Here is a 26,698-nt window from a genome sequence, read left to right as displayed (position 1 = left end):
CCGTCGATCTGGATCGGGGCGCCGGCCAGGCGGCGGCGGACGGCCGTGGGGAGGGCGTACAGCGGGGTCAGCGCGTTGGCCTGTACGGCGGTCAGCGTGTCGCGTAGTGCCGAATCCAGTCGTGAGTTCACAAGGAGTGACGCTAGCAACCGCCGGCCCGAGATGTGGTCCGTAGGCAACGAGAACGTCACATCTGCCAACGCGCGGACGGCTACCCCTCGTTCACCAAAGGATGCGATGCTGGACGGCGTGGCAGGAGACTTGCTGGCATCGCACAACCGGGAGTACGACGTCGAGCCGCCGTACGACATCAGTGCGGCCGGCGATCTTCCGGTTGACCGGTTCTCGGATCGGGAGCTGAGCTGGCTCGCGTTCAACCAGCGCGTCCTCGAGCTCGCCGAGAACGAGCGGATCCCGCTGCTCGAGCGGGCCAAGTTCCTCGCGATCTTCGCCAGCAATCTGGACGAGTTCTACATGGTCCGGATCGCCGGTCTGAAGCGGCGTATCGCGGCCGGCGTCGCGGTGCGGGCGGCCAGTGGTCTGCTCCCCCGCGAGGTCCTCGACCGCAGCCTGGCCCGGAGCCGCGAGCTGATGGACCGCCAGGCCGAGACCTGGCGCAAGTCGGTCCAGCCGGCGCTGGTCGACCAGGGCATCGAGATCCTCCGCTGGGACGAGCTGCAGCACACCGAGCGCGAGGACATGACGCGGTTCTTCCGGGACCGCGTGTTCCCGGTGCTGACGCCGCTGGCGGTCGACCCGTCCCACCCGTTCCCGTACATCTCCGGCCTGAGCCTGAACCTGGCGGTCGTGGTCCGCAATCCCGACACCGGCGGCGAACACTTCGCCCGGGTCAAGGTGCCGCCGCTGCTGCCGCGGTTCGTGAGGGTCGCCGAGGGCCGGTTCGTGCCGCTCGAGGACGTCATCGCGACCCACCTGGGCCAGCTGTTCCCAGGCATGGAGGTCACCCAGCACCACACGTTCCGCGTGACCCGCAACGAGGACCTCGAGGTCGAGGAGGACGACGCGGAGAACCTGCTGGCAGCGCTCGAGAAGGAGCTGCTCCGGCGCCGGTTCGGTCCGCCCGTCCGGCTCGAGGTCGAGGAGTCGATCGACCCGCAGGTGCGCGCGCTGCTGCTGTCCGAGCTGGGCGTGACCGAGGCCGAGGTGTTCGAGCTGCCCGGCCCGCTGGACCTGCGCGGCCTGTTCACGATCGCCAGCCTGGACCGAGCCGAGCTGAAGTACCCCGGGTTCGTACCGTCGACGCATCCGCATCTGGCCGAGGTGGAGACCTCCAACCCGGCCGACATGTTCCACGCGCTCAAGCAGCGTGACGTGCTGGTCCACCACCCCTACGACTCGTTCTCCACGAGCGTCCAGCGCTTCATCGAGCAGGCCGCCGCCGACCCGCACGTACTGGCGATCAAGCAGACCCTGTACCGCACCAGTGGTGACTCGCCGATCGTCGACGCACTGATCGACGCGGCCGAGGCCGGCAAGCAGGTCCTGGTGCTGGTGGAGATCCAGGCGCGCTTCGACGAGCAGGCGAACATCAAATGGGCCCGTCAGCTCGAGCACGCCGGCTGCCACGTCGTGTACGGCGTGATCGGTCTCAAGACGCACTGCAAGCTGTCGATGGTCGTCCGCGACGAGCCCGACGGACTGCGCCGCTACGCGCACATCGGGACCGGCAACTACCACCCGAAGACAGCCCGGCTGTACGAGGACCTCGGACTGCTCACCAGCGACAAGGTGGTCACCGAGGACGTCGCACTGCTCTTCAACCACCTGTCCGGCTTCGGCCGCAGCGCCGGGTACCGGCGGATCCTGGTCGCTCCCCAATCGGTACGGCGGGGGCTCGTCGAGCGGATCGACCGCGAGGTGCAGCATCACCTGGCCGGCCGGCCCGCCCGGATCCGGTTCAAGGTGAACAGCCTGGTCGACGAGGCCCTGTGCGACGCGCTGTACCGGGCGTCGCAGGCCGGCGTACCGGTCGACCTGTGGATCCGCGGCATCTGCACGTTGCGTCCCGGCGTACCGGGTCTGTCGGAGAACATCCGCGTTCGCAGCATCCTGGGCCGATTCCTCGAGCACAGCCGCGTATTCCTGTTCGAGAACGGCGGTGAGCCGGAGGTGTGGATCGGCTCGGCCGACCTGATGCACCGCAACCTGGACCGCCGCGTCGAGGTGCTCGTGCAACTGAAGGAGCCGGACCACGTCATCGAGCTGGGCGAGATGTTCGACCTGGCGATGGACGAGACCACCGGCTCGTGGTGGCTGCAGGAGGACGACAGCTGGCAGCCGCGGCTGAACGGACCGGACGGTCAACCGTTGCGCGACCTGCAGGAGCGGCTGATCGCGACACGCGGACGCCGCCGGGCGATCGACCCCATCAGCTAGCTGCCGGAGCAAATTTCCTAAGGTGAAGTCATGAGCAACCCGGCGACGGTCATCGCCGCGGGTGGTGTCGTCTGGCGAGAGCGCCGCGGCACCCGTGAGGTGCTGCTGGTGCACCGTCCCAGGTACGACGACTGGTCCCCGCCCAAGGGCAAGCTGAACGCACACGAGCATGTGCTGCTCGCAGCGCGCCGGGAGATCGCAGAGGAGACCGGAGTACAGGTCCTGCTCGGTCCGCCGCTCGGCGTCCAGCGGTACGCCGTCCGCAAGAACGGCGGCACCGCGGAGAAGCTGGTCCACTACTGGTCCGCAGTACCGGTCGATGAGGGCGGCTTCGAGCCGAACGACGAAGTCGACGAGATCAGCTGGCTCCCGGTCGACAAGGCCCGCAACAAGCTCAGCTACCCGCGTGACGTGGACATCCTGGACGCGCTGGAGCACGCCGTACCCGTGGTCTCCACGGTGGTAGTGGTCCGGCACGCGGAGGCGGTGAAGCGCAAGGACTGGGACGGCAAGGACACGGTCCGCCCGCTGACCAGCAACGGTACGGCGGTTGCCGAGCGGCTGGCCGACGTACTGGCCGCTGTGGGCGCGGACCGGATCATCAGCAGCGACGCGGAGCGCTGTGCCGCCACAGTCACGCCGTACGCCGCCTCCATCGACCGGCACATCCACCTCTGGCCGGAGATCTCGGAGCGGGGGTACGACGCCGATCCGGGCGGTCTACGCGGTCTGGCGGAGCGGGTGTGGCGCCCGGGCAAGGTGACGGTCGTCTGCTCGCACCGGCCGGTGCTGCCGGCCCTGTCCCGGGAGCTGGGACTGAAGGTGGGCAAGTTCTCCACGGGTGCCTTCCTGGTTGCACACCGGCTGGCCGACGGACGCCTCGTCCACGAGCGCTTCCGGGCCCCCTGAGCACACTGCGACACGGCTCGGTGACGATCCAGGCACAGCCGACGGGGCAGCCGGGTGACACTGGAGGTGACGGGTATGTTCCTACCCGAGGAACCGGCGCCCCACCGGGTGCCGGTCTGAGGAGAGGTTCGGGGCGCACCATGACGATGATGCGAGAACTGACACTGATCGGGATCCGGATGGAATCACCCAACCGGGCCCCGGTGATGATGCTGCGCGAGACCGAGGGCTACCGCTACCTGCCGATCTCGATCGGCTCGGTCGAAGCAACCGCGATCGCGTACGAGGAGCAGGGCCTGCGCCCGTCGCGACCACTCACCCACGACCTGATGCGCGACCTGATCGAGGCGTTCGGCGTCCACATCGAGGCCGTCGAGATCGTCGAACTGCGCGACGCCGTCTTCTACGCCGAACTCGTACTCGCCAACGGCGCCCGCGTGTCCGCCAGACCGAGCGACTCGGTCGCGCTCGCCGTCCGCCTCGGTACGCCGATCCGCTGCACCGAACAGGTGCTCCGCGAAGCGGGCATCGCCACGCCCGAAGAGGAACAGGCCGAGCTCGAACGCTTCCGCCAGTTCCTGGACAGCGTCGCCCCGGAGGACTTCTCCAGCTGACCGTGCGCCCCGATGCGCTACGATCCGACAGCGCACTGGTGGCAGGGGTGACCTCCAGGCGCCGTTCACCTGGGGGACTCCGACATGCGCAGAATCGTCGCCACCGCGACCGCCGCCGTACTGCTCGGCGCGCTCCAGACCACCACGGCCCACGCCGCACCACCGCCGCCGACCGGCGTACAGGTCAGCTGGTCGGATCCGGCGACCAGCCTGATTCGGGTGCAGTGGACGGATGCCGGGGCCGCCAACAAGCTGCGCATCGAGTACCAGGACGGAACGGCGCCGATGGGCTGGCTCGCGACCTCGGACAACGACTTCAACCATCGCTGGGTAGTGCAGTCGGGGAAGACCGCGCGGGTCGCCGTGGTGACGACCGACGCGACCGGTGACAGCGCGGCCGCGTACTCGCCCTGGTTCGACACGAACATCCCCGCGGCACCGACGGTGACCGCCGCGGTTCCGCAGGCCGACGGGTCGCTGCGCCTCACCTGGACCAACCCGCCGGCTCCGAAGGACAGCACCCCGGGCGATCCGCTGGACGTGCCGGTCGGCCAGGTCGGCGAAGTCATCGTGAAGGCCTGGTCCAGGCCCGCCGACAAGACGGAACTGTTCCCGCATCCGCTCGGCACCACGACGGCGGTCGTGCCGCCACGCCCGCGTCCGCTGACGACCCTGGTCATCGCGACGAACGAGTGGGGCGGGATGTCGCCCGACCAGGTCGACTACACGGACATGAAGTTCGCCCTCAAGGCTGGACCGGCGTACGGCGTCTTCGGCAAGCCGATGACGATCTCCGGTATCGCGGGCGCGCTGCTCTGCGACAACCCGGGCAACTGCGGCAAGGGCCGGCTGTTCGGTGGCGCGGGGATCCCGATCACGATGCAGACCAGGGCGAGCGCTGCCAAGCCCTGGGAGTACGCCGGGCGCTACACCTCGTTCGACCTGAGCGGATTCGAGGCACAACCGGTCGCCGTCGGCGGTCGCGAGTACCGCTTCTACGCCCCGGCCTGGAGCGGCTATTCGACGGTCACGGCGCTGGCGACCTCGGGGACGAAGTACATCCCCACGCTGGCGAACTTCGCCGTTGCCGGGTTCAACGTTCGGACCGCGCAGGTCGGGCAGATGGTGAAGCTGACCGTGGACGTGAAGCCGGGCGGGACCGTGAAGGGCGCGCTGCAGCGTTGGGACGGCAAGTACTGGCGCAGCGTGCTGACGGTGCCGGTTGCTAAAGGTAAGGCAACGATGTCGATCCGGGCTGCCGGTCGCGGCACGACCACGCAGTACCGTGTTGCCGTCCCGGGGATGACGTATTACGGGCTGCCGATCCAGACCACGGGCAGTCGCTCGTTCTCGTTGACAGTGCGCTGAGCGTTACCGAAACGTGAGCCAACGGCCGTTTACATCGACAGAGTGTGACGGCTCTTAACTCAGTTCACCTAATGGCTGCCTGTCGGCACGCCAGGCGTCGCACACGCTACTGGAACCGTTCACCGCTCGTTCACCAGCGACGGACCGGTCGGTCACCTGCTCTCCCTACCGTCTGTGGAAGTTCAAGAAGTCTGATTCCCGCAGAAGGGCAACATTCTCGTGTCCGTCAATCGCCTGCTCCGCGTCGGCTCCGTCGCCGTGGCATCCCTCGGCGTCCTCGCTCTGAGCGCCTGTGGCAGTGACCCCGAGCCGTCCGGCTCCTCGAGCCCCGGTTCCTCGACGTCGTCCACCGGTGCAGACTGCCCGCAGGGCACTCTGAACGCCGAAGGCTCCTCGGCGCAGAAGAACGCCATCGACGAGGTCATCAGCAAGTACAACGAGAAGTGCGCCGACGTCACGGTGAACTACAACCCGACCGGTTCCGGTGCGGGCGTCAAGCAGTTCAACGCGAACCAGGTCGACTTCGCCGGCTCCGACTCGGCGCTGAAGCCCGACGAGATGACCGCCGCCACCAAGCGCTGCGGGGGCAACCCGGCCATCGACCTGCCGATGGTGATCGGCCCGGTCGCGATCGCGATCAACGTCGACGGCGTCGACAAGTTCGTCCTCGACGGCCCGACCGCCGCGAAGATCTTCCAGGGCACCATCAAGACCTGGAACGACCCGGCCATCACCAAGCTGAACCCGGGCGTGACCTTCCCGTCGGCCCCGATCTCGGTCTTCTTCCGTTCGGACGAGTCCGGCACCACCGAGAACTTCACCAAGTACCTGAAGGCCTCGGGCGGTGGCGCCTGGACCGGTGAGCCGGCCAAGAAGTGGACCGGCACCGGCGCCGGCAAGGAGAAGTCCGCGGGTGTCGCCGAGGGCGTCAAGAGCACCAAGAACTCGATCACCTACGTCGAGTGGTCGTACGCCGTCGACAACAAGCTGACCATCGCGCAGATCGACAACGGCTCGGGCACCCCGATCGAGCTGTCCGCCGACTCCGCCGGTAAGGCCCTGGCCGCCGCGCAGCCGGCCGGCACCGGGTCCGACCTGGCCCTGAAGCTGGACTACGCGACCAAGGCCGCGGGTGCTTACCCGATCATCCTGGTCACCTACGAGATCGCCTGCACCAAGGGTCTCCCGGCCGAGAAGACCGCGCTGGTGAAGAGCTTCCTGAGCTACTTCGTCAGCAAGGACGGCCAGGCCTCGCTGACCGACCTGAACTACGCGCCGCTCCCGGCCGAGATCCAGACGAAGGTCGACGCCGCCATCCAGGCGATCAGCTGACCTCGAAGTAGCACTGATGCGAGCCCCGGCGGTCCGATTGTTCATCGGAGACGGCCGGGGCTCGCCTCGTCAGACCCAGACGTGACAGATCACGACCCAGGCGCTTGGAGCACCATCGATGAGTAGTCCAGACGGCACGGCACCGCCCGACCGGCCGGACGGCACGGCCGCCGGACAGGAACAACCCAAGATCGAGGATCTGGTCCACGACGACGCGGGACCGACTCCGCGGTTCGAGGGCCTCGCCGAGGAACACGCCGAGCACGAGGCGGACCAGCCCGCCGAAGTGATGACCGAGACCGGCCCCGAGGCCGCAGTCGGCACCGCCGCTGCGACCGAGCCGGAGAAGAAGATGGAGCTCGGTCCGGTCGGTCATCTCGGTGACCGGCTGTTCAGCGGGTTCGCCCGTGGTTCCGGCGGCCTGGTGGTCCTGATCGTCGCGTTCGTCGGCATCTTCCTGCTGGCGTTGGCGATCCCGGCGCTGGCCGACAACAAGAGCAGCTTCTTGTTCTCCCGGATCTGGGAGCCCGGCGGCGACGAGCCCCGGTTCGGTATCGCCGCGATGTTCTACACCACCGTGATCAGCTCGATCATCGCGATGCTGATCGCGGTCCCGATCGCGATCGGCGTCGCGCTCTTCATCACGTACTACTCCCCCAAGCGGCTGGCGCAGCCGGTCGCGTACGCCGTCGACCTGCTGGCCGCGGTGCCGTCGATCATCTACGGCCTGTGGGGCATCCTGTTCTTCGCCCCGATCCTGCTGCCGGTGATCAACGGACTGTCCGACGCACTCGGCTGGATCCCGCTGTTCGAGAAGCCGCCGGGCGACAACGTCGGCGTGGTCTTCACGGCGTCCGTCGTACTGGCGATCATGATCCTGCCGGTGGTCACCGCGATCAGCCGGGAGATCTTCGCGCAGACACCGATCGCGCACCGTGAGGGCGCGCTGGCACTCGGCGCGACCAAGTGGGAGATGATCCGGATGTCGGTCCTGCCGTACGGGCGTTCCGGCGTGGTGAGCGCGTCGATGCTCGGCCTCGGCCGCGCGCTCGGCGAGACCGTCGCCGTACTGATCATCCTGTCGGTGCCGAACGGCAACGACCCGTGGAACTCGTCGATCTTCGCCGGCGGCGAGACGTTCGCGTCGAAGATCGCCAACAACGCCGCCGAGTTCGACTCGCCGGAGAAGACCGGCGCCTACATCGCGGCCGGCCTGGTTCTGTTCGTCGTCACGTTCCTGGTCAACTCCGCGGCCCGGATCATCGTCGACCGCAGCGGCCCCGGTGGCCGGCGTCCCCGCCGCAGCCGCCGCGCCGCAGCCCAAGGAGCGTCCTCATGACCGCGATCGCAGAGAACAAACCGGCGTACGACGGTCAGGCGCTGGATCTGTCCGGCAAGTCCGGCGCCCGCGCCTTCAAGAACACGCTGGCCACCGTGCTGATCGTGCTGGCCTTCGTGGTCGCGATGATCCCGCTGCTGTGGATCCTCGGCACCGTGATCAGCAAGGGCTACCACCTGCTGCTGAGCGCGGACTGGTGGAGCCAGTCGCAGCGCGGCATCACCGTCCGGCGCGAAGGCGGCGGCGCGTACCACGCCATCATGGGCACGCTGATCATGTCGCTCATCACCGCCGTGATCGCGGTGCCGATCGCCGTCCTCGGCGCGGTCTACCTGGTCGAGTACGGCAAGGGCACCAAGGCCGCCCGGGTGGTCAGCTTCATGATCGACATCCTCACCGGTGTCCCGTCGATCGTCGCCGCGCTGTTCATCTACGCGGTCTGGATCACGATCTTCGGCTTCAACCGGGTCGGCTTCGCGGTGTCGCTGTCGCTGGTGCTGCTGATGCTCCCGGTCGTACTGCGGTCCACCGAGGAGATGCTCAAACTCGTTCCGGACGAGCTGCGAGAAGCGTCGTACGCGCTCGGGGTGCCGAAGTGGAAGACGATCATGAAGGTGGTCGTGCCGACCGCGTTCGGCGGCATCGTCACCGGCGTGATGCTCGGTCTGGCCCGCGTCATGGGTGAGACCGCGCCGCTGCTGATCCTGGTCGGCTACTCGAAGAACATCAACCTGAACCCGTTCAACGGATTCATGGGCGCGCTGCCGACGATGATCAACCAGGACCGGACCGAGCTGGCGCTGCAGCCGGCCGCGGACCGGGTCTGGGCGGCCGCACTGACGCTGATCCTGCTTGTCCTTGTCCTCAACGTGCTGGCCAGGCTCGTCGCCCGGTTCAGCGCCATCAAGTCGAAATAGTCACGAGAGGTTCTGAGTCGATATGGCTAAGCGCATCGAGGTCAGCGGCCTCAACGTCTACTACGGCGACTTCAAGGCCGTCGAGGATGTGTCGATGACGGTCGAGCCCCGCTCGGTCACCGCGTTCATCGGCCCGTCCGGCTGCGGCAAGTCCACCTTCCTGCGGACCCTGAACCGGATGCACGAGGTGATCCCCGGCGCCCGGGTCGAGGGCAAGGTGCTGCTGGACCAGCAGGACCTGTACGGCTCCGGGGTCGACCCGGTCGCCGTCCGCCGCGTGGTCGGCATGGTGTTCCAGCGGCCGAACCCGTTCCCGACGATGTCGATCTTCGACAACGTCGCGTCCGGCCTGAAGCTGAACGGCGTCAAGGACCGCAAGAAGCTGACCGAGGTGGTCGAGCGGTCCCTGCACGGCGCGAACCTGTGGAACGAGGTCAAGGACCGCCTCGACAAGCCGGGCGCGGGTCTGTCCGGCGGTCAGCAGCAGCGGCTCTGCATCGCGCGTGCGATCGCGGTCGAGCCCGAGGTGATCCTGATGGACGAGCCGTGCTCGGCCCTGGACCCGATCTCCACGCTGGCGATCGAGGACCTGATCGAGAAGCTGAAGGACCAGTTCACGGTCGTCATCGTCACGCACAACATGCAGCAGGCGGCCCGGGTCTCGGACCAGACCGCGTTCTTCAACCTGGCCGCCACCGGTAAGCCGGGCCGGCTGATCGAGATGGCCCCGACCAAGCAGATCTTCTCCAACCCGACGGAGAAGGCCACCGAGGACTACATCACGGGTCGCTTCGGCTGATCCGCCGTACGACGGTTTGCTGCCGGCCGCCGCGACGAGGTCCGTCGCGGCGGCCGTCGGCGTTTCGGACCCGTGTCAGACGCAGAGCGAACGGGCGAAGTTGACCCGGGCAAGGACGTCGGCCACCTGTTGCGGCGAGCTCACACCGACGTGGGTGTTGTGGGTGCGGTTGCCGTTCTGCACGGTGATCTGGACGAAGCCGGTGGTCCGGCGCTCCTTGCAGAGCAGGAAAAGCAGGCCGAGCAGGCAGGCCAGCGCGAAGATGATCGCGAGCACGATCGCCCAGCCGGGGATCTTCTCCTCGGTCCGCGACATGTCCATCGCCGACCAGTTCGTCCCGTGCGTGGGCAGTACGCCGGCGGGCGTGACGATCCGCTGCTGTTCCACCGAGATGTCGCCGATCGTCACCAGCACCGGACCGGCAGGCAGGGCCACCAGCGGCGGCTGGGGCTGCTGCTGGTACTGACCGCCGACGGGCGGTGGGAACGCGCCCGGCTGCATCCCGTACGGACCGGGCTGGGCTTGGGGGGCGGCCTCGAAAGTGGGCGGCGTCGGGTACTGCACCGGGAGATGGCGGTCGGGATCGCCGCCAGGGCCCTGACCGGGCGCGGGTTCACGAGGGGTCTCAGTCACAGACGAGACCCTAAGGGGTCCACGGACCGGTGTGGGGACGTGACCGCGAACCTGTGGAAAAGATAGCCTCTGGGGATTCCTCGACGTTCTCAGAAGGGAACCGCGGTGAGCACTCCGACGCCACCTCCCGGCGACGACCAGAACGACCAGAACCGGCCGCAGGACACTCCCGAGACCCCGGGTGAACAGCCGAGCCAGTACGGCCAGCCGAATCCGTACGGCCAGAGCCAGCCTGAGCAGCCGGGCCAGTACGGTCAGCAGCCTGGGCAGTACGGCCAGCAGCAGCCGGGATACGGCCAGCAGCAGTACCCTGGGCAGCCTGGGCAGTACGGGCAGCAGGGCCAGCCTGGGCAGTATGGCCAGCAGCAGCCGGGTCAGTACGGTCAGCAGCAGGGCTACGGCCAGCAAGGCGGTTACGGCCAGCAGCAGCCGGGTGCGTACGGTCAGCAGCCCGGCCAATACGGCGCGTACGGCCAGTCCGGCTATGGGTACGGCGGCGGCGCCGTACCGCAGAACAACACCCCGCAGACGCTGGCGATCATCGGCATCGTCTGCCTGGTGATCTGTACGCCGGCCTCGATCGTGCTGGGGCTGATTGCCCAGGGCAAGTTCCGCGAGCAGGGCCGTTCCGACACGCTGGCAAAGGTCGCGTGGATCGGCGGCGCCGCCCTGACCGGCCTGGGACTGCTGTTCTACATCATCGGACTCGCGTCCAACTGATCCTGCTCGTCGCGGGGCCGGCGTGGCCCCGCGACGGCGTCAGTTCAGGTTGCGGGCGACGCCGTACACGACCAGCAGGGCGATGACGCCCTTGATCAGCCAGTCCGCAACGCGCGGGCTCATCGACAGCCTGGGCAGGCGCACCAGCCGTAGCGATTCGAGGCCCCAGGCAAGCACTTGGTAGCCGACGGCAACGCCGACGAGCGGGCCGAGCACCAGGATCACGGGGTTGAAGTGCCAGGCGGCGTCCAGATCGCCGCGGAGCAAGGCGGCCGCCATCCGGGTCGACCCGCAGAGCGGGCAGTTCAGACCGGTGGTGGCGTGCAAGATGCAAGGCACGCCGATCCGGCCGCCGGACAGCTGGTACAGCCCGGCCAGCGCGAACCCGCCGACACCGACCGCGGACAGGCCCCAGACCCGGCGGTCCAACGGCTGGACCGGACCGGCCGGCCGGAGTACGACGCTCTGCGAGACGCTCACCCCCTAACGGTAACTCTCAACCGGTGGGATCCGTCGACAGGTCTGAGCCGTCTGACCCGTAGCCTGCAACTCACTCCTCACATGTCTTCAGTAGAAGGGATCGTCGTGAGCAATCCGACGCCACCGCCGGGTTACGGCCCGCAAGACCCACAGCAACCGGGTCAGTACGGCCAACCCGGCCAGTACGGTCAACCTGGTCAGCCGGGGCAGCAGCCGGGCCAGTACGGGCAGCAGCCGGGGTACGGCGGCCAGCCTGGCTACGGGCAGCAGCCGGGTTATCCCCAGCAGCCTGGTCAGTACGGCCAGCAGCCGGGGTATCCGCAGCAGCCCGGCCAGTACGGCCAGCCGGGTCCCTACGGCCAGCCTGGTCAGGCGTACGGTCAGCCCTACGGCCAGCCGGGCTTCGGCGGGATCCCCGGCAACCTGGCCGCCTGGCCGAACCGGGTCGGCGCCTGGTTCGTCGATGCGCTGATCGTCGGTGTGCCGTCCGGTATCGGCTCCGCGATCGCGGGCAACACCAACAGCTCGGTGCTGGCGATCATCGGCCTGATCTTCTACCTGGCCGGCGTCGGACTCGCGATCTGGAACATCCTGATCCGCCAGGGCAGCACCGGTCAGACCGTCGGCAAGCAGGTGCTCGGGCTGAAGCTCGTCGGCGCCGACACCGGCCAGCCGATCGGCGCCGGCAAGACGTTCCTCCGCCAGCTCACGCACATCCTCGACGGCCTGGCCTGCTACATCGGCTACCTGTGGCCGCTGTGGGACGAGAAGCGGCAGACGTTCGCCGACAAGATCAACAACACCTACGTCATCAAGCTCTGACCTGTCGTGAGCACCCCTCCCACAGGGCCGTACGACGGTCAGTATCCACCGCCTGGTCAGTACCCGGTACAGGGCTACAACCCTTACGGGCAAGGCTTTCCGGGCGGCGGGTACGGCTATGCGCCACCCGGCCGGCTGGCGGACTGGCCGATACGGGTCGGCGCGTCACTGGTCGACTCGCTGATCATGGCCATTCCGTCGATCGCCGGGGTGCTCGCCGCACTGGTCATCGACGGCGACCAGGACGAGTTGGGCACCGGCGGCGGGATCGCGATGATCGCCGGTTTCCTGGTCGCCTTCGGTATCTGGGTGTGGAACCGCATCATCCAGCAGGGCCGCACCGGCCAGTCGTTCGGCAAGAAGGTGACCGGCCTGCGGATCGTGGACGCACACACCGGTCAGCTGATCGGCATGGGCAAGAATCTCGGCCGCGAGGTCTGCGCCCAGATCTTCAATCAGCTCTGCTTCCTCAACGTCCTCTGGCCGCTGTGGGACGACAAGAAGCAGACCTGGCACGACAAGGTCGTCAGCGACATCGTGATCAAGAGCTGACGTCAGTGCGAACGCAGGAGACCGGCGCAGGTAACTGCCCACAGCACGCTGGTGAAAGTGCCGATGATGAACCGTTCGGCGACGGCCTGCGGAGTCACTGAGGCCGGCTGGTCGGGGCTGCGGAGCTCCGGGTACCGGGCAAGGCCCTTGATCGCCAGTACTACTGCGATGCCTTCCGGCCAGCCGGCTACCAGGGACGCGTAGATCGCGGTCCGCTCGAGGGCTCCGATCAGCGCGCCGCCACGCAGTACCTCACCGGCTTTCTGGGTCGACTGGGCTCTGGTGTTGTTCCGGTCGACCAGGGCGAGCACAGACGTCGTCAGCGGGCCGCCGCCGGTCACTGCCAGCCCTCCGGCGAGCAGGAGCAGCACGTTCCACCAGCGCTCGGCCCAGCCGGCCACTCCGTGCCCTGACAGCAGCAGTACGCCGACAGCAGCGAGACAGGCGAGCATGACGCCGCTGATCACGATCTCGAGGTTGGAACCGGACCTGGGCACCCATGCGAGCACAGCAAGGATCAGCCCGGCGGCCGTCAACGACAGGACCAGCGCCGTCACGCAGCGACTCCAGCACCGAGCAGGTCCGCGGCCAGCACCCGTCCGCGCTGTTCCTCGGCGAATCCCGCCGCCTGCGCACGTTGCGTCACCGCCGACTGGCTGATACCGAGTTTCACGCCGATCTCCCGCCTGGTGAGTCCTTCGGCCAACAGGTCCGCCACTGCCCAGCCACGCTCGCTCCGGCGCCGCAGTACGGACGCCATCAGCCACAGCACCGTCTCCACCTGCTCCGCGACCCGCGAGTCGGCCCCCACCACATTCACATGGTGGGGGCTCGACTTGGCCTTCGTCACCGCCTCACGGGCGAACACGAACGCCTCACCGCTGCCTGCTCTGGTACTGCGGGGCAGCGGCTGGGTCACCTCGCCGATGCCGAGCCCGACGTACCAGGAGTCGGCGCGGAGCAGCTCTACGATCACGTCGACCGTCGACCGGGCCTCCGAGAACACGCCCTGTACCTCGTCGCCGGCGGTCCGCTCGAACCTCCGCAGCAGTCCGGACCGGCGCGGGCGGCGGTTCAGGGAGTTCAGCAGCTCGGGTACGAGATCGCTCGTGCTTCGGCTGCCCCGCTGATCTACCGTGAGAACGAAGACCATCGCCCTGCACCTCCTTCTGAACGGCTTAAGGCTACAGTCTTATTCACGTAGAGTGAAGGACAAAACCTGAATCGCTTCAGCCGATTACTCCCCGTATTCGGCCCGAATGTCGGCGGTGATCCGCATCGAGCAGAACTTCGGGCCGCACATCGAGCAGAAGTGGGCGGTCTTGGCAGGCTCGGCCGGCAACGTCTCGTCGTGGAAGGACCGGGCCGTGTCCGGATCCAGCGACAGGTTGAACTGATCCTCCCAGCGGAACTCGAACCTTGCCTTGGACAACGTGTCGTCCCAGTCCTGCGCGCCCGGGTGTCCCTTGGCCAGATCCGCGGCGTGAGCAGCAATCTTGTACGTGATCACACCCGTCTTCACGTCATCGCGATCCGGCAGCCCGAGATGCTCCTTTGGCGTGACGTAGCAGAGCATCGCCGTACCCAACCAGCCGATCTGCGCGGCGCCGATCGCCGAGGTGATGTGGTCGTACGCCGGCGCCACATCAGTTGCCAACGGCCCCAATGTGTAGAACGGCGCCTCGCCGCACAGCTCCTCCTCGAGCCGCACGTTCTCGGCGATCTTGTGCATCGGCACATGTCCCGGGCCCTCGATCATCACCTGTACGTCGTGCTCCCAGGCGATCCTGGTCAGCTCACCCAGCGTTCGCAGTTCCGCGAACTGCGCCTCGTCGTTCGCGTCCGCGATGCACCCGGGCCGCAGCCCGTCGCCGAGCGAGAACGTCACGTCGTACTCCCGCAGGATCGAGCACAGCTCCGCGAAATGCGTGTACAGGAACGATTCCTGGTGATGCGCGAGGCACCACGCCGCCATGATCGACCCGCCGCGCGACACGATCCCGGTGATGCGTCGCGCGGTCAGCGGCACGTACCGCCGCAGTACGCCGGCGTGCACGGTCATGTAGTCCACGCCCTGCTCGCACTGCTCGATCACCGTGTCGCGGTACACCTCCCACGACAGCGCGGCCGGATCGCCGTTCACCTTCTCGAGCGCCTGGTACAGCGGCACCGTCCCGATCGGCACCGGCGAATTCCGCAGGATCCATTCCCGCGTCTCGTGGATGTTCTTCCCGGTGGACAGATCCATCACCGTGTCCGCGCCCCACCGGGTCGCCCAGACGAGCTTCTCGACCTCTTCCTCGACCGAGCTGGTGACGGCGGAGTTGCCGATGTTCGCGTTCACCTTCACCAGGAACTTCTTGCCGATGATCATCGGCTCGCTCTCCGGATGCCGCCGGCTCGCCGGTATCACTGCCCGCCCGCGCGCCACCTCGGCCCGGACGAACTCCGGATCGACGCCCTCCCGGACGGCGACGTACCTCATCTCGCCGGTGATCGTCCCGGCTCGCGCATGCCCGAGCTGGGTCAGTCCCGGGCGCTCCGCGATCCACTCCCGCCGCAACGCGGGAAGGCCTGCCTGTACGTCGATCTGCGCCGACGCGTCGGTGTAAGGACCGGATGTGTCGTACAGGTCGAAATGCTCCCCGTTCGTCAGATGCACGCGACGAGCCGGTACGCCGAGCTCGCCGCGATAGATCTTCTCCGAGCCGGAGATCGGACCCGTCGTCACCGTCGGACGGATCGTGCTGACATTCACCATGCTGGTGCTCCCTACGCCGGAATTACCCGGACAGGTTCGGCGGTCGGCGGCGCCGGGATCAGAACCCAGCCGCCCTCTCAGCCCGCTACGGTGCGAGCTCCCGCGATCTCAAGTTGTCACGACCACCCTAGACGAAGCCTGTAGCGTCCAGGTATGCGCGACCTCGTGTACCCGCCCGTCATCGCCTTCGCCCGGACCTCGTTCAAGGTGCTGGACCTGAAGCTCCGCCTGACCGGCACGGAGAACGTGCCCCGGACCGGCGGTGCGCTGATCGCCCTGAACCACATCAGCTACGTCGACTTCATCCTCGGCGGGTACGGCGCTCTGCCGAGCAAGCGGCTGGTCCGGTTCATGGCCAAGGAGGTGCTGTTCCGCAACCGGTACTCCGGTCCGTTGATGCGCGGCATGCACCACATCCCGGTCGACCGGGACGCGGGCGCGGCGTCGTACCAGAAGGCGCTGGAGTACCTGGCCGCGGGCGAGGTGGTCGGCGTGTTCCCGGAGGCGACGATCAGCCGCTCGTTCGAGCTCAAGGAGTTCAAGTCCGGCACGGTCCGGATGGCGGCGGAGGCCGGCGTACCGGTGATCCCGATGATCCTGTGGGGCACGCAGCGGATGTTCACCAAGGACCATCCGCGGGACTTCTCCCGGCACCGCCCGATCTCGATCACCGTCGGCGAACCGATCACGGTGACGCGCGACGACGACGCGGCCGAGGCGACCGCACACCTGCGATCCACGATGGCCGGGATGCTCGACGAGACCATCCGCGCGTACCCCGAGCAGCCCGCCGGCGCCTGGTGGCTGCCCGCGGCCTACGGCGGCAGCGCGCCGACCCCGGCCGAGGCCGAACGACTCGACCAGGAAGAGCTCGCCCGCCGGGCCTCCAAACGTCGTTAAGACGGCGGACAGGACCTTGACCCTCGGGGCGGAACGAGGGTACGAAGGCTTTCGTTGACTGAGCAGGAACCTGGGGGGTCCCTGTGCGGCGGGCCGGTGTCGGTGGCCTGCGACACGAGCGGGCGGGGAAGGTTTTGTTCGATTCACCGGAAGAGCTGCATCTGTTCGACCCGGGCGCGATGACTCCGGCGCCGCATGTGGCCGAGCACATCCCGGACGCCGGAGCGTTCTTCGTCGACTGGGCGACCCGCGGGCTGAATCCGGAGCGCGCCCGCGAGATCGAGTCCGCGGTGAACGGCCGGCGGAACCCGAACGGCTGGTTCCCGCTGGAGACGCTGGACAGCATCGGCAGCAGAGGCTTCTGGCGCGGGCCGCTGACCTACCTGGCCAGGATGACGGCCGACGACCCGAAGATCCTGCAGGAGTGGGCCTGTGACGGCCTGCGTGACGAGCAGGTGGGCCGCATCGAGGCGACGGTGGACCACCTGCTGCACCAGCAGGGCCACGCCGCCGCTGCGACGTGGGCGGTCGCCGTACGGCCGCGGACATACCTCGACGCGGAGGTACTGGGCGACCGCCTGTTGGCCGCGTGGGAGTACAACCTCGGCTCGATCCGCGCCAAGGACGTGGCGAAGTCGGTCCGGCGCTGGAACCGCTGAGCCGCACCCTGAGAAGACGTACGACGGGCAGCCGCCAGACCGCCCGTCGTACCTCTCAGAGACTCAAGAGACTCAGTGGAACTGCGGGATGATCAGGTACAGCCCGTACAGCACCGCGGCCAGGCAGCCCGCGAAGCAGAGTGCCGCGACGCCGGTGTCCACGACGGACGGCTGCCGCTTCGCGTCGATCGCGACCGCGCGCCGCGACATCGCGCTGACCCCGAACGCGAACAGGACCGCCAGGCCGACCCCGAAGATCAGGCTGGCCAGTGCCACCTGACCGAGTGAACTCCAGTCGATGTGCATCGCCGTACTCCTCTCAGGCCGCCGCGGCCGAGCTGGCGGCCGGGGTGGAGGTCGGGTAGTCGTTCACGTTCTTCGACGTGACCGGCTTGCGCCGGGAGGCCGCGTAGATGGCGACACCGGCCGCGACCGCGAGGATCGCGATGATCAGCACGCCGATGTTGCCGGAGTCGGCCACCCGCCCGGCCAGCGCGCCGACGATCGCGGCGGCGGGCAGCGTGAGCACCCAGGCGACGGCCATCCGGCCGGCCACCGTCCAGCGCACCTCGGCCAGCCGCTTGCCGAGACCGGCGCCGAGGATGCTGCCCGAGCAGACCTGCGTGGTCGACAGCGGGAAGCCCAGGTGGGACGAAGCCAGCAGGACCGCGGTCGAGCTGGTCTCGGCGGAGAAGCCCTGCGGCGACTCGATCTCGGTCAGGCCCTTGCCCATCGTCCGGATGATCCGCCAGCCGCCCAGATAGGTGCCGGCGGCGATCGCGAGTCCGGAGGACAGGATGACCCAGACCGGCGGCGCAGAGCCCGAGGCCAGGGTGCCCGAGGTGATCAGCACCAGCGTGATCACACCCATCGTCTTCTGCGCGTCACCGGTGCCGTGGGCCAGCGACACCATCGAGGCGGACGCGATCTGACCGACCCGGAACCCTTCGGTGACCGTCTTCTTCTCGGCCCGGTGGGTGATCTTGTAGGCCAGGAACGTGCCGAGCAGCGCGACGACGCCGGCCACGATCGGCGCGGCGACCGCCGGGATGATGATCTTCTGCACGACGGTGGTGAAGTGCACGGCGCTGCTCCCGGAGGCGATCCAGGTGGCGCCGATCAGGCCGCCGAACAGCGCGTGCGACGACGAGCTCGGCAGGCCGACGTACCAGGTCATCAAGTTCCACAGCACGGCGCCGACCAGGCCGCCGAAGATCACCGGCACGGTCACTTTGGCGTCGTCGACGATCCCGCTCGAGATCGTCTTGGCGACCTCGGTGGAGATGAACGCGCCGACGAGGTTCAGCACGGCGGACACAGCCACCGCGACCTTCGGTTTCAGTGCGCCGGTGGCGATCGACGTCGCCATCGCATTGGCGGTGTCGTGGAACCCGTTGGTGAAGTCGAACACCAATGCGGTGATGATCACCACGACGACAAGGAACGACAGATCCATCCCGATCACTTCCCTAGGCGGACGATCAGTAACGTCGATCGACCGTAGGCCCGGTGAGTGAATTTGAAATGAATGGAACCAGGGAATTTACTCCAAGATCAGATGTGCCAGTTCGTAGATGAGTGCTGCGACGATCCCGGCGGCCGGGATGGTCAGGACCCACGCGATCGCGATGCTCTTGGCGACACCCCAGCGCACCGCGGACAGCCGCTTGGTCGCGCCGGCGCCCATCACCGCGGAGGTGATCGTGTGCGTGGTGGAGACGGGGGCGTGGAGGCCGATCGCCATCACGTACAGCACGGTCGCGGCGACTGCCTCCGACGCGAACCCGCGGGCCGGGTCCAGGTGGATGATCCGGCGACCGAGCGTCCGCATGATCCGCCAGCCGCCGGAGTACGTGCCGAGCGAGATTGCCGTCGCGGCCGAGATCTTGACCCACAGCGGGATGCCGTCGCTCTGCTGTGCGTGCCCGGTGGTGACCAGCGCCAGGAAGATCACGCCCATCGTCTTCTGCGCGTCCTGGAGTCCGTGGCCGAGCGCCATCGCGGCGGCCGACAGCGACTGCGCCATCCGGAAACCGCGTGTGGTCTTGCCGGGATTGCTGCGCCGGAACAGCCAGAGGATCGCGACCATCAGCAGGAACGCGCCGAGGAAGCCGACCGCGGGTGACAGCACCATCGGGATGACGACCTTGTCGATGATCCCCGACCACAGGACGGTGCTCGCCGAGGCGAGGCCGGCGCCGACGAGGCCGCCGATCAGTGCGTGGGTCGAGGAGCTCGGCAGGCCGAAGTACCAGGTGATCAGGTTCCAGGTGATGGCGCCGATCAGGGCCGCGATCACGATCACCAGGCCGTGGGTCCCGGACGGCGTGCTGATGATGCCCTTGCCAACGGTCTCGGCGACCTCGGTGCCGGCCAGCGCACCGAGGAAGTTGAAGGCCGCCGCCATCGCCAGCGCCACCCGCGGAGTGAGCGCCCGGGTGGACACCGAGGTAGCGATCGCGTTGGCGGCATCGTGGAAACCGTTGGTGTAGTCGAAGACGAGCGCGATGAGGACTACGGCGATGACGAGCGCGAGCTCCACGCTCAGCCCTCCTTGACGGCGATCTGCTCGACCGTGTTGGCGACGTGCTCGAACGCATCGATCGCGGCCTCCAGCAGGTCGACCACGGTCTTGAGTTTCATCACGGTCAGCGCCTCGTACTCGCCGCTGAAGAGTTTTGCGATCAACCTGCGGTGGACCGCGTCGCCGGTGTTCTCCAGGCGGTTGATCTCGATCCAGTACTCGGCCAGGTCCTTCATCGTCCGCAGCCTGGGCATGGTCTCAGCGGTCAGCTGGGCCATCCGCTGGAGTACTTCGATCTGCTCGGCGATCTCCTCCGGCAGCTTCTCCAGGTTGAAGAGGTGGACGGTGTCGACCGCCTCCTCCATGAAATCCATCACGTCGTCGAGATCGGAGGCCAGCCGGTAGATGTCCTCGCGGTCGAACGGGGTGACGAAGGTCGAGTTCACCCGGCGGATGATCGAGTGGGTGGTCTCGTCGGCCGCGTGCTCCGCATCCTTCATCTCGGCGGCGATCTGGTGACTCGAGGAGAGGCCGGTCCCCGCCGTACTGCCGAGCAACTCGGCCAGGATCCGGGATCCGTCCACGAGGTGGTTGGCGGACTCGGTGAAAAGGTCGTAGAACGTCGGGTCGTTCGGACGCAGACGTAACGGCACTTCAAGCTCCGGGTGAACGAGGGACAAACCGTGAACATGCTAGGGGGAACATCCGCCTGACGTGGCATCCGCCCGGAGCAACGTATCGCGTTGTGATGAACTGGGCAGTTGGGCGTTGCACAGTTGGTAACCGATCGGTTTCAGCGCGTTATCACGGCGTACAGGTCGAACAGCCCGACGACGAGGACCAGACCGGCCGCGACCCGGAGCACATTCTCGTGACCGAGGGCATGGATCGCGCCGCCGCTGGTACTGCGATAGACGGCGCTGACGGCGGCCCAGCAGCCCAAGGACAGCACCAGTACGACGATTCCGAGCCCGGTGCGGACGTCCGACGAACCGTGGCCGGAGGCAATCAGCAGGATGCCGTTGGCAATCAGGCCGAGCGCCGTACGACGCCATGCGAGCAGCGTCCGCTCGGGCTGCCGGCCGGGATCCGGTGTGCTCATCGCCACAGTGAGAACAGCAGGCCGATCAGGCCGACGACCGCGATCGTTGCCCCGAGCATCAACGGGAGCCGGGTCACCGGAAGCGCGCCACCGCGACGGATCGCGATCAGGTTCTGTTGCCAGCGCCGGAACGCTCCGGCCGTCGTGACGATGCCGGCGCAGACCAGGATCAGTCCGATGATGCGGGCCGGCCAGCGATCCGGGCCGAGGTCGAGGAACTGCACCGCGGACAGTCCCCCGGCGTAGCAGGCGAGCGACGTCCGCAGGTAGGCGAGGTAGGTGCGCTCGTTCGCCAGCGTGAACCGGTAATCGGGCTCCTCCTCGGTCATCCGCAACTCACCAGGCCGTGGTCCTGTTTCAGCGTCAGCACACGCCGCACGCTACTCGCCAGCTTCGCCGCGAAGGACTTGTCCTGCTGGGCCTTGGCGACCAGTGCGTCCACCATCGTCGTGGTCAGCCCGGCCTTGGCGTTGATGACGATGTCTCCGCCGGCCGCGACGAACCGGGTCGCGCGGGCCCCGGCCGGGACCGATGCGACCTCGGCGGCCGCGCCGACGTCGTCGGTGATCACCACCCCGCTCCAGCCCAGGTCGCCGCGGACCATGCCCTGGATGACGGTCGGCGAGAAGATCGCGCGGTTCTTCGGGTCGATCTTGGTGTAGGTGACGGTCGAGATCATCACCATCGACGCACCGGCCTTGATCCCGTCGGCGAACGGCTGCAGGTCGTCGTCACCGCGAACCGTGACGTTGTCGACGACACCTGACGAGAAGTCGGTGTTGCCGCGCACCCGTCCGAGTCCGGGGAAGTGCTTGACCGAGGTCGCGACTCCGGCCTTGCGCATGCCTTGCACGAATGCCTGTACTCCGCGGCTCGCGTCGGCCGGCGTGTTGCCGTACTCGCGGTTGAGCTGGCCGATCGGGGCGTTCTGGGACTTCAGTGAACTAGGTACGACGTCGGCCACCGGCGCGAGGTCGACGTTGACGCCGGCCTGCTTGAGCTGGCTGCCCCACACCTGTGCCTGTGCGGTGAGCTTCGAGCTGGACCAGGTGCCTTGGACCGTCGCTGCGGGGATGCGGTCGAAGCCGGAGCCCTTCAGGCGCTGGATCTGGCCGCCTTCTTGGTCCGCTGCGATAAGTGGGCGGACGCCTTTCACTGTGGCCGCGGTATTGACCGCGGTCATCGCCGAGCGGGTGTGGGAGAGGCTGCCGCTGGCGCCCATCAGGAAGACGCTGCCGGACTTCTGCTGTACGACGGCCTTCTGGGCGGACGTCATGCCGCTGGCGTCGATGCCGGTCATGATCAGCTGAGCGGCCTGCTCGCGGAGCGTCAGGCTCTGGAGCTTCTGGTCGATGCAGCCTTCAGTCGGCGGGTCCGTCGGCGTCTGGGTTGGTGGCGTCTCGCTCGCCGGAGTGCTGGGCTCATCGGTCGGCTGATCGGTCGGCTCGACCGGCATCGATGAGGACGGCACTGTGCTCGGACCGGCGGTCGGTGGAGAGTTGCTGTCGCCGCAGCCGGCGACCACGAGAGCAGTCAGCGCGATCAGCGCGACCGGTCGCCTCATCTCAGTTTCGCTCCCAGGCGGCGCGGTCGACGGTGTCCCCGGAATGCCGGGCCAGGGTCGCGCACACGTCGTACAGGTGCTCGACCTGCTCCGGGGTGAGTGCGTCGAAGATCGATTTGCGCACCTCCTCGACGTGACCGGGGGCCGTGTCGATCAGCTTCTGCCGTCCGAGCTCGGTGAGGATCGCGACCTGGCCGCGACGGTCGGACTCGATGCCCTCGCGCTTGACCCAGCCGTTCTGCTCGAGCCGGTTGACCGCGTGCGACAGTCGGCTGCGCGAACCTTGGGTCGCCACCGCGAGCTCACTCATCCGCAGCCGGTTGCCCGGCGCCTCGGACAGCCGGACCAGGATCTCGTAGTACGTGTGCGGGATTCCGGCGTCGCGTTGCAGCTGTTGCTCGATGCGGCTACTCACTACTCGTTGCGCCGCGATGTACGCGCGCCAGGCCTGTGCTTCTCGTTGGTCCAGCCACCGGGTCTCCGCCATCCCCGCAGCGTACTTGTTCACCGATCCGGATCAGCAGCACGGCGACCGCACAAATCAGCATGCCCGCGACGGCGAGCGCGCCGATGGTCTCGTGGAAGAGCAGGAACGCGAACACCATCGTGGTCGGCGGGACCAGATAGAGCAGCGAGCTGATGCGGGTTGCGCCGGAGAGTTTGAGGTTGACGAGGTACAGGCCCCAGCCACCACCGGTCGCCAGTAACACCAACCACAGCACCGGGCCGTAGAAGCCGGGCTGCTGCGGAACAGTCATCCTGTGGGTCGAGGTGGCCAAGGCTGTGAAGAGGACAGCTGACACGAGGCTCTGCACGGCCAGCGCATCCAGAGATCTCGTACTCGGCTTGCGAGAGCGCTCCAGACAAGTGCCTGCAACGAGACCGAGGAGGCCACCGATCGGGAGCAGGAACAGCAGGGGCGACCCATGACCGGCTCCAAGGTCGTCGGCGACAACCAAGCCCACACCGGCGAGGCCCAGAACCAAACCAATCCATTGGCGTTGGCTCACGCGTTCGTCCAGCAGCGGGCCGGCCACGGTCGCGATCAGCAGCGGCTGCAGCGAGCCGATGAGCGCGGTGACGCCGGCCGTGATCCCGTGGTCGATACCGGTGAAGATCAGACCGAGGTAGACGAACTGGGTCAGGAACGCCATCGAGATCTGGGTCGCGAGATCCCGGCGGGAGATCCGCGGTCGCCTGATCGCCAGGACCGCAGCGGCGATCGCACCCGCGACGAGGAACCGCCAGGCAAGCAGGTCGAACGCGTTCGTGTACTGCGTACCCCACCGGGCGCCGATGAAGCCGCAGCTCCAGAACACGACGAACCCGGCTCCGGCCGCCAGGGTGAGCGCCTTGTTGGTGGTCATGTCAGCGAGAGTAACCACACCGGTCGGTATACTGTCAGTATGCTTGACCAGCAGGTGAGACTGATCGTGGACCGCCAGGTGCGTGCAGCGCCCCGGTTGACCCCGGCCGGGGAGCGCATCCTCGCGGCCGCGTCGACGCTGTTCTACGAGCAGGGCATCCGGACGGTCGGGGTCGATGCGATCGCTGCCGCGGCGGACGTGACCAAGAAGACGTTGTACGACCGGTTCGGGTCGAAGGACCGGCTGATCGCGGCGTACCTCGAGGAGCGGGATCGCGCCTGGCACCTCTTCCTCGACGAGCAGCTGACCGAGCGGCAGCCGGCGACCCCGCAAGAGCTGATCCTGGCGTTGTTCGCGGCGCTGACGGACTGGCTTGCCGGGTCGCGCAACGGGTGCGGGTTCATCAACGCGAGCGTGGAGCTGGCGGCGCCGGACCATCCGGCGATGCCGGTGATCGTTGGCCAGAAGCGGTGGATGCGGTCCGAGTTCGAAGCACAGGCGCGGGCGGCCGGGCTTGCCGATCCGGGTGAGTTGGCTGATCGTCTGCTGCTGCTCCACGAAGGCGCGCTCGTCAGCTACCGGGTCGCGGCGATGACCGAAGCGCCGGAGGTTGCCGCGCGAGCAGCGGCCGACCTGCTGGCCGGGTGGCCGCGGGTCTAGCTGTTGGTGCGCTTCGTGAGAGTGAGGCCGACGAGGCGGGACACGACCATGGCGACGTACCCGAGACCGGCCAACTGCTCGATCATCACCACCGAGCGGCCCCACGAGGTGATCGGGACGACGTCGCTCAGGCCGGTGCTGGAGAGCGTGGTGAAGCTCAGGAAGAGCAGCTCCATCCACGTGCGATCGTTGCTTGGAGCAACAGCTGCGGTGAAGCTCTCCGGAACGAGGACCTGGACGAACACGTACAGGTAGGCGAAACCCCAAGCCACCAAGGTGAATGTCGCACCGGTCGCGAACAGCTCGTCGACGCTGACGTCATGGTCGGACAACATGTAGCGGAGCAGGCTGTACGCCGCGTAGAAGTAGAACGCAGCATGCAGTACGGCGGAGATCGCGACCACCGGATCGGTCGGATCGAACGCATCGAGCAACGACAACCCGACGGCCGGGATACCCAGGCAGATGCTGACCCAGGTGAGCCCTGGCGTCGAGCGGACGGAGAAGACCGCGAGCACGAGTACGACGATGCCGAGGATCTCGAACGCGACCCGACCCGGCCGCGATCCTTCCATCGCCGGGTAGATCAGGACGCCGAGCAATTGCACCACGAGCAGCACGGCCGACGGGTTCCGCCGGGCGCTGCCGACGAGCGTCATTGTTCGCCTTCTTCATCCGATTGTTCGCGGGAAGCGATGATCGCCGCGCGACGGGCCAACCGGTGACTCCGCCGGATCTCGGCCTCACGCAACCGCCGCCGGTCCTCGTCGGTCACCGGCACGACCTGCGGCACCTCGCGCGGCTTGCCCTCCTCGTCCACCGCGACGAACACCAGGTACGCCGAGGCAACATGCACCTGCGGACCCACCGCGTCCCACCGATCCGCGGTGATCCGTACGCCGACCTCCATCGAGCTGCGCCCGGTCCAGTTCACCTGCCCGCTGAAATGCACGACGTCCCCGACCCGCACCGGGACGAGGAACACCATCTCGTCCATCGACGCCGTGACCGCGGCCCCGCCCGAGTGCCGGGCCGCAACGACGCCTGCGACCGAGTCGACCAGCGTCATGATCACGCCACCGTGCACGGTCCCGAGCAGGTTGGTCTCGTTCTGTGCGGTGATGTGCGACAGCGACAGCCGGGTCTCGGAGGTCGGCCGCGACGACGGGCTGCTGGACATACAGGCTCCTTCGGGCTCCCTGATGGGTCTGCGCAGAGTATCCCCCGGGAGTTGTCCACAGGTTCGGAATCACGGTCTCCGGCGAGGCCCGATCCTCGTACTTTCTCTGCCGAGAAGGAGGACCACGATGACCATCGACGCAGCCACCGAATATGCCCAGGGCAACAACTCCGACCGTCCCGACCCGATCCTGACCCCACTCTCCCGCCGACAAGCCACCCGACTCGTGCACCTCGCCCTGTCCACCGCGGCCGAGCTCGGGCTCGATCTCGCCTACCAGGGCGGCGCGGCCCTGGTCCCGGCCGATCGCTCCGCCGACAATCCGGTGCTCGGTCTGAGCAACCTCGCCCGCATCGTCGCCCAGTTCGACGAGGACAGCTGGCCGGTGCTCGTCGAGGAGCACTTCGACCAACTGCTGGAGCAGCTCCGGCAGGGTCCACCGACACCACCGACAGATCCCGAGCGCGAGTTGATCCAGCGTCTCGTGCCCCGCGACGCGCTGCCGCCCGGCTGGACCGCGGACCGGCCCGACTTCCTGCCCGGTCTGCTGTCCGTTCCGTCCACGACCGACGACGGGATCGTCACCATGTTCCTCGAGCCGGCTGATATGGGGATCACCTGGTCCGAGGCCGAGCGGTTCGGCCTCGCCAACCTCCGCAGGATGACCGACCACGTCGAGCACGTCGACCACGAGGATCTACAGGTCGACTTCGTCACCGGGACACCGTTCGCGGCGTCGCGGGCGCTCGTTCTCGATACCGTGCTGCGCGAGTCGTTGCACGTGGAGCACGTACCACACGGCGTCCTCGCGGCCGTGCCGGCCCGAGACACGCTCATGCTGCACGTGATCCGGGACCTGTCGCTCATCCCGGCCCTGGGTCTGCTGCTCAACGTCGCCGCCCGCAGCCACGCCCATGACCCCGGACCGCTGTCGCCCGAGGTCTTCATGGTGACGCCGGACTTCCGTTGGCTACCGGCGACCACCGTGTCGCCGGACTACACGCCGCTGAGGTTGTCCTCTGAGCTCGAAACGCTCACGAAGGTCTTGGCCACGTCGGAGCTGCCGTCGAGGTCGCGGTGACGACAGGTGCCATGAGCA

The 26,698-nt window shown here is 67.7% G+C and carries 31 protein-coding genes and 1 riboswitch; of the genes, 15 read left to right on the top strand and 16 right to left on the bottom strand.

Annotated features, from left to right (window positions below; translation table 11 throughout):
- Window positions 1–237 precede the first annotated feature (237 nt).
- The 8 genes from ACFWUU_RS32720 to pstB all read left to right on the top strand — a co-directional run bounded on the left by ACFWUU_RS32720 (window position 238) and on the right by pstB (window position 9,675).
- The gene (locus ACFWUU_RS32720; RefSeq protein WP_137252481.1) at window positions 238–2,397 is read left to right on the top strand and encodes an RNA degradosome polyphosphate kinase; all 2,160 of its coding nucleotides are present in this window, start codon (window positions 238–240) and stop codon (window positions 2,395–2,397) included.
- A gap of 30 nt (window positions 2,398–2,427) precedes the next feature.
- Entirely contained in the window at window positions 2,428–3,306 is an 879-nt protein-coding gene (locus tag ACFWUU_RS32715) for an NUDIX domain-containing protein (protein ID WP_380181289.1), read from the top strand.
- A 149-nt stretch (window positions 3,307–3,455) separates the two neighbouring features.
- Complete coding sequence (locus tag ACFWUU_RS32710) at window positions 3,456–3,920, top strand: bifunctional nuclease family protein (RefSeq protein ID WP_166679510.1); 465 nt, start codon at window positions 3,456–3,458, stop codon at window positions 3,918–3,920.
- A gap of 84 nt (window positions 3,921–4,004) precedes the next feature.
- On the top strand, window positions 4,005–5,288 hold the full coding sequence (locus ACFWUU_RS32705) for a hypothetical protein (protein WP_380181287.1): 1,284 nt from the start codon (window positions 4,005–4,007) through the stop codon (window positions 5,286–5,288).
- Between the two features lie 219 nt (window positions 5,289–5,507).
- Window positions 5,508–6,620, top strand: coding sequence for a phosphate ABC transporter substrate-binding protein PstS (gene pstS, locus ACFWUU_RS32700; RefSeq protein ID WP_137252478.1), 1,113 nt, complete (start codon window positions 5,508–5,510; stop codon window positions 6,618–6,620).
- 352 nt (window positions 6,621–6,972) lie between these two features.
- Complete coding sequence (gene pstC / locus ACFWUU_RS32695; RefSeq protein ID WP_202877628.1) at window positions 6,973–7,959, top strand: phosphate ABC transporter permease subunit PstC; 987 nt, start codon at window positions 6,973–6,975, stop codon at window positions 7,957–7,959.
- Window positions 7,956–8,876 (top strand): phosphate ABC transporter permease PstA, encoded by a 921-nt coding sequence (pstA, locus tag ACFWUU_RS32690; protein WP_380181285.1) that lies wholly within the window; start codon window positions 7,956–7,958, stop codon window positions 8,874–8,876. Before pstC ends, pstA begins: the two co-directional genes overlap by 4 nt.
- A gap of 22 nt (window positions 8,877–8,898) precedes the next feature.
- Complete coding sequence (gene pstB, locus ACFWUU_RS32685; protein WP_137252476.1) at window positions 8,899–9,675, top strand: phosphate ABC transporter ATP-binding protein PstB; 777 nt, start codon at window positions 8,899–8,901, stop codon at window positions 9,673–9,675.
- Window positions 9,676–9,750: 75 nt separating this feature from the next.
- On the opposite strand, the gene ACFWUU_RS32680 is transcribed toward pstB, so the two are convergent.
- Window positions 9,751–10,308: a hypothetical protein gene (locus ACFWUU_RS32680; protein WP_137252475.1), complete on the bottom strand. Its 558-nt coding sequence runs from the start codon at window positions 10,306–10,308 to the stop codon at window positions 9,751–9,753.
- A 105-nt stretch (window positions 10,309–10,413) separates the two neighbouring features.
- Between ACFWUU_RS32680 and ACFWUU_RS32675 the strand changes: the two genes are divergently transcribed.
- A complete protein-coding gene (locus tag ACFWUU_RS32675; RefSeq protein ID WP_380181283.1) occupies window positions 10,414–11,028 on the top strand; it encodes a hypothetical protein in 615 nt (204 codons plus the stop codon).
- A 39-nt stretch (window positions 11,029–11,067) separates the two neighbouring features.
- On the opposite strand, the gene ACFWUU_RS32670 is transcribed toward ACFWUU_RS32675, so the two are convergent.
- Window positions 11,068–11,508, bottom strand: coding sequence for a DUF2752 domain-containing protein (locus ACFWUU_RS32670; protein ID WP_380181281.1), 441 nt, complete (start codon window positions 11,506–11,508; stop codon window positions 11,068–11,070).
- A gap of 81 nt (window positions 11,509–11,589) precedes the next feature.
- Between ACFWUU_RS32670 and ACFWUU_RS32665 the strand changes: the two genes are divergently transcribed.
- Together ACFWUU_RS32665 and ACFWUU_RS32660 are read left to right on the top strand one after the other, a co-directional pair.
- On the top strand, window positions 11,590–12,330 hold the full coding sequence (locus ACFWUU_RS32665; protein WP_380181279.1) for an RDD family protein: 741 nt from the start codon (window positions 11,590–11,592) through the stop codon (window positions 12,328–12,330).
- Between the two features lie 6 nt (window positions 12,331–12,336).
- Window positions 12,337–12,882, top strand: a complete 546-nt coding sequence (locus tag ACFWUU_RS32660; RefSeq protein WP_380181277.1) for an RDD family protein — start codon at window positions 12,337–12,339, stop codon at window positions 12,880–12,882.
- Window positions 12,883–12,884: 2 nt separating this feature from the next.
- On the opposite strand, the gene ACFWUU_RS32655 is transcribed toward ACFWUU_RS32660, so the two are convergent.
- The 3 genes from ACFWUU_RS32655 to thiC all read right to left on the bottom strand — a co-directional run bounded on the left by ACFWUU_RS32655 (window position 12,885) and on the right by thiC (window position 15,643).
- A complete protein-coding gene (locus tag ACFWUU_RS32655; RefSeq protein ID WP_137252472.1) occupies window positions 12,885–13,439 on the bottom strand; it encodes a hypothetical protein in 555 nt (184 codons plus the stop codon).
- Entirely contained in the window at window positions 13,436–14,035 is a 600-nt protein-coding gene (locus ACFWUU_RS32650; RefSeq protein ID WP_137252471.1) for a transposase, read from the bottom strand. The genes ACFWUU_RS32655 and ACFWUU_RS32650 overlap by 4 nt, the downstream gene beginning before the upstream one ends.
- 84 nt (window positions 14,036–14,119) lie before the next feature.
- Window positions 14,120–15,643, bottom strand: a complete 1,524-nt coding sequence (gene thiC, locus ACFWUU_RS32645) for a phosphomethylpyrimidine synthase ThiC (protein WP_380181275.1) — start codon at window positions 15,641–15,643, stop codon at window positions 14,120–14,122.
- Window positions 15,635–15,757, bottom strand: a riboswitch (TPP riboswitch). Its footprint overlaps the gene before it by 9 nt.
- 39 nt (window positions 15,758–15,796) lie before the next feature.
- On the opposite strand from thiC, the gene ACFWUU_RS32640 reads away from it, so the two are divergent.
- Both ACFWUU_RS32640 and ACFWUU_RS32635 read left to right on the top strand, forming a co-directional pair.
- Window positions 15,797–16,543 (top strand): lysophospholipid acyltransferase family protein, encoded by a 747-nt coding sequence (locus ACFWUU_RS32640; RefSeq protein ID WP_380181273.1) that lies wholly within the window; start codon window positions 15,797–15,799, stop codon window positions 16,541–16,543.
- 134 nt (window positions 16,544–16,677) lie between these two features.
- Window positions 16,678–17,202: a hypothetical protein gene (locus ACFWUU_RS32635; protein ID WP_233714487.1), complete on the top strand. Its 525-nt coding sequence runs from the start codon at window positions 16,678–16,680 to the stop codon at window positions 17,200–17,202.
- A 72-nt stretch (window positions 17,203–17,274) separates the two neighbouring features.
- On the opposite strand, the gene ACFWUU_RS32630 is transcribed toward ACFWUU_RS32635, so the two are convergent.
- The 9 genes from ACFWUU_RS32630 to ACFWUU_RS32590 form a co-directional block, all read right to left on the bottom strand.
- Window positions 17,275–17,508: a hypothetical protein gene (locus ACFWUU_RS32630; RefSeq protein ID WP_137252469.1), complete on the bottom strand. Its 234-nt coding sequence runs from the start codon at window positions 17,506–17,508 to the stop codon at window positions 17,275–17,277.
- A gap of 13 nt (window positions 17,509–17,521) precedes the next feature.
- Window positions 17,522–18,658, bottom strand: a complete 1,137-nt coding sequence (locus ACFWUU_RS32625; RefSeq protein ID WP_137252468.1) for an inorganic phosphate transporter — start codon at window positions 18,656–18,658, stop codon at window positions 17,522–17,524.
- 87 nt (window positions 18,659–18,745) lie between these two features.
- Window positions 18,746–19,744: an anion permease gene (locus ACFWUU_RS32620; protein WP_380181271.1), complete on the bottom strand. Its 999-nt coding sequence runs from the start codon at window positions 19,742–19,744 to the stop codon at window positions 18,746–18,748.
- A gap of 2 nt (window positions 19,745–19,746) precedes the next feature.
- Window positions 19,747–20,379: a DUF47 domain-containing protein gene (locus ACFWUU_RS32615; protein WP_137252466.1), complete on the bottom strand. Its 633-nt coding sequence runs from the start codon at window positions 20,377–20,379 to the stop codon at window positions 19,747–19,749.
- A gap of 140 nt (window positions 20,380–20,519) precedes the next feature.
- Entirely contained in the window at window positions 20,520–20,828 is a 309-nt protein-coding gene (locus ACFWUU_RS32610) for a DUF202 domain-containing protein (protein WP_137252465.1), read from the bottom strand.
- Window positions 20,825–21,157: a YidH family protein gene (locus ACFWUU_RS32605; protein WP_137252464.1), complete on the bottom strand. Its 333-nt coding sequence runs from the start codon at window positions 21,155–21,157 to the stop codon at window positions 20,825–20,827. The genes ACFWUU_RS32610 and ACFWUU_RS32605 overlap by 4 nt, the downstream gene beginning before the upstream one ends.
- Complete coding sequence (locus tag ACFWUU_RS32600) at window positions 21,154–22,392, bottom strand: glycoside hydrolase family 3 N-terminal domain-containing protein (RefSeq protein ID WP_380181269.1); 1,239 nt, start codon at window positions 22,390–22,392, stop codon at window positions 21,154–21,156. Before ACFWUU_RS32600 ends, ACFWUU_RS32605 begins: the two co-directional genes overlap by 4 nt.
- Window position 22,393: 1 nt before the next feature.
- Window positions 22,394–22,807, bottom strand: a complete 414-nt coding sequence (locus tag ACFWUU_RS32595; RefSeq protein WP_233714485.1) for a MarR family winged helix-turn-helix transcriptional regulator — start codon at window positions 22,805–22,807, stop codon at window positions 22,394–22,396.
- Window positions 22,800–23,759, bottom strand: coding sequence for a DMT family transporter (locus tag ACFWUU_RS32590; protein ID WP_380181267.1), 960 nt, complete (start codon window positions 23,757–23,759; stop codon window positions 22,800–22,802). Before ACFWUU_RS32590 ends, ACFWUU_RS32595 begins: the two co-directional genes overlap by 8 nt.
- Window positions 23,760–23,798: 39 nt before the next feature.
- Here ACFWUU_RS32590 and ACFWUU_RS32585 point away from each other — a divergent pair, with 39 nt between their 5' ends.
- Entirely contained in the window at window positions 23,799–24,419 is a 621-nt protein-coding gene (locus tag ACFWUU_RS32585; protein WP_380181265.1) for a TetR/AcrR family transcriptional regulator, read from the top strand.
- On the opposite strand, the gene ACFWUU_RS32580 is transcribed toward ACFWUU_RS32585, so the two are convergent.
- Window positions 24,416–25,078 (bottom strand): potassium channel family protein, encoded by a 663-nt coding sequence (locus ACFWUU_RS32580; RefSeq protein WP_380181263.1) that lies wholly within the window; start codon window positions 25,076–25,078, stop codon window positions 24,416–24,418. The two genes, ACFWUU_RS32585 and ACFWUU_RS32580, sit on opposite strands and share 4 nt — an antisense overlap.
- Window positions 25,075–25,599: an acyl-CoA thioesterase gene (locus ACFWUU_RS32575; RefSeq protein WP_380181261.1), complete on the bottom strand. Its 525-nt coding sequence runs from the start codon at window positions 25,597–25,599 to the stop codon at window positions 25,075–25,077. The genes ACFWUU_RS32580 and ACFWUU_RS32575 overlap by 4 nt, the downstream gene beginning before the upstream one ends.
- Window positions 25,600–25,726: 127 nt before the next feature.
- Between ACFWUU_RS32575 and ACFWUU_RS32570 the strand changes: the two genes are divergently transcribed.
- Window positions 25,727–26,680, top strand: a complete 954-nt coding sequence (locus ACFWUU_RS32570; protein ID WP_380181259.1) for a hypothetical protein — start codon at window positions 25,727–25,729, stop codon at window positions 26,678–26,680.
- Window positions 26,681–26,698: the final 18 nt, after the last annotated feature.

This window comes from Kribbella sp. NPDC058693 (assembly GCF_042715335.1).
GTDB classification, from domain to species: Bacteria; Actinomycetota; Actinomycetes; order Propionibacteriales; family Kribbellaceae; genus Kribbella; species Kribbella jiaozuonensis.
Note: the sequence above shows the minus strand (reverse complement) of the source record. Positions and strands in the feature narration are given on the sequence as shown.

Bases quoted from the DNA above. Each gene is read 5' to 3' on its own strand.
- ACFWUU_RS32585 (WP_380181265.1), top strand. From the start codon at position 23,799: ATGCTTGACCAGCAGGTGAGACTGATCGTGGACCGCCAGGTGCGTGCA.
- ACFWUU_RS32630 (WP_137252469.1), bottom strand. From the start codon at position 17,508: ATGCACATCGACTGGAGTTCACTCGGTCAGGTGGCACTGGCCAGCCTG.
- ACFWUU_RS32720 (WP_137252481.1), top strand. From the start codon at position 238: ATGCTGGACGGCGTGGCAGGAGACTTGCTGGCATCGCACAACCGGGAG.
- pstA (WP_380181285.1), top strand. From the start codon at position 7,956: ATGACCGCGATCGCAGAGAACAAACCGGCGTACGACGGTCAGGCGCTG.
- ACFWUU_RS32570 (WP_380181259.1), top strand. From the start codon at position 25,727: ATGACCATCGACGCAGCCACCGAATATGCCCAGGGCAACAACTCCGAC.
- ACFWUU_RS32600 (WP_380181269.1), bottom strand. From the start codon at position 22,392: ATGAGGCGACCGGTCGCGCTGATCGCGCTGACTGCTCTCGTGGTCGCC.
- ACFWUU_RS32715 (WP_380181289.1), top strand. From the start codon at position 2,428: ATGAGCAACCCGGCGACGGTCATCGCCGCGGGTGGTGTCGTCTGGCGA.
- pstB (WP_137252476.1), top strand. From the start codon at position 8,899: ATGGCTAAGCGCATCGAGGTCAGCGGCCTCAACGTCTACTACGGCGAC.
- ACFWUU_RS32610 (WP_137252465.1), bottom strand. From the start codon at position 20,828: ATGAGCACACCGGATCCCGGCCGGCAGCCCGAGCGGACGCTGCTCGCA.
- ACFWUU_RS32640 (WP_380181273.1), top strand. From the start codon at position 15,797: ATGCGCGACCTCGTGTACCCGCCCGTCATCGCCTTCGCCCGGACCTCG.
- ACFWUU_RS32580 (WP_380181263.1), bottom strand. From the start codon at position 25,078: ATGACGCTCGTCGGCAGCGCCCGGCGGAACCCGTCGGCCGTGCTGCTC.
- thiC (WP_380181275.1), bottom strand. From the start codon at position 15,643: ATGGTGAATGTCAGCACGATCCGTCCGACGGTGACGACGGGTCCGATC.
- ACFWUU_RS32590 (WP_380181267.1), bottom strand. From the start codon at position 23,759: ATGACCACCAACAAGGCGCTCACCCTGGCGGCCGGAGCCGGGTTCGTC.
- ACFWUU_RS32665 (WP_380181279.1), top strand. From the start codon at position 11,590: ATGTCTTCAGTAGAAGGGATCGTCGTGAGCAATCCGACGCCACCGCCG.
- ACFWUU_RS32710 (WP_166679510.1), top strand. From the start codon at position 3,456: ATGCGAGAACTGACACTGATCGGGATCCGGATGGAATCACCCAACCGG.
- ACFWUU_RS32625 (WP_137252468.1), bottom strand. From the start codon at position 18,658: ATGGATCTGTCGTTCCTTGTCGTCGTGGTGATCATCACCGCATTGGTG.
- ACFWUU_RS32605 (WP_137252464.1), bottom strand. From the start codon at position 21,157: ATGACCGAGGAGGAGCCCGATTACCGGTTCACGCTGGCGAACGAGCGC.
- ACFWUU_RS32705 (WP_380181287.1), top strand. From the start codon at position 4,005: ATGCGCAGAATCGTCGCCACCGCGACCGCCGCCGTACTGCTCGGCGCG.
- pstC (WP_202877628.1), top strand. From the start codon at position 6,973: ATGGAGCTCGGTCCGGTCGGTCATCTCGGTGACCGGCTGTTCAGCGGG.
- ACFWUU_RS32575 (WP_380181261.1), bottom strand. From the start codon at position 25,599: ATGTCCAGCAGCCCGTCGTCGCGGCCGACCTCCGAGACCCGGCTGTCG.
- ACFWUU_RS32650 (WP_137252471.1), bottom strand. From the start codon at position 14,035: ATGGTCTTCGTTCTCACGGTAGATCAGCGGGGCAGCCGAAGCACGAGC.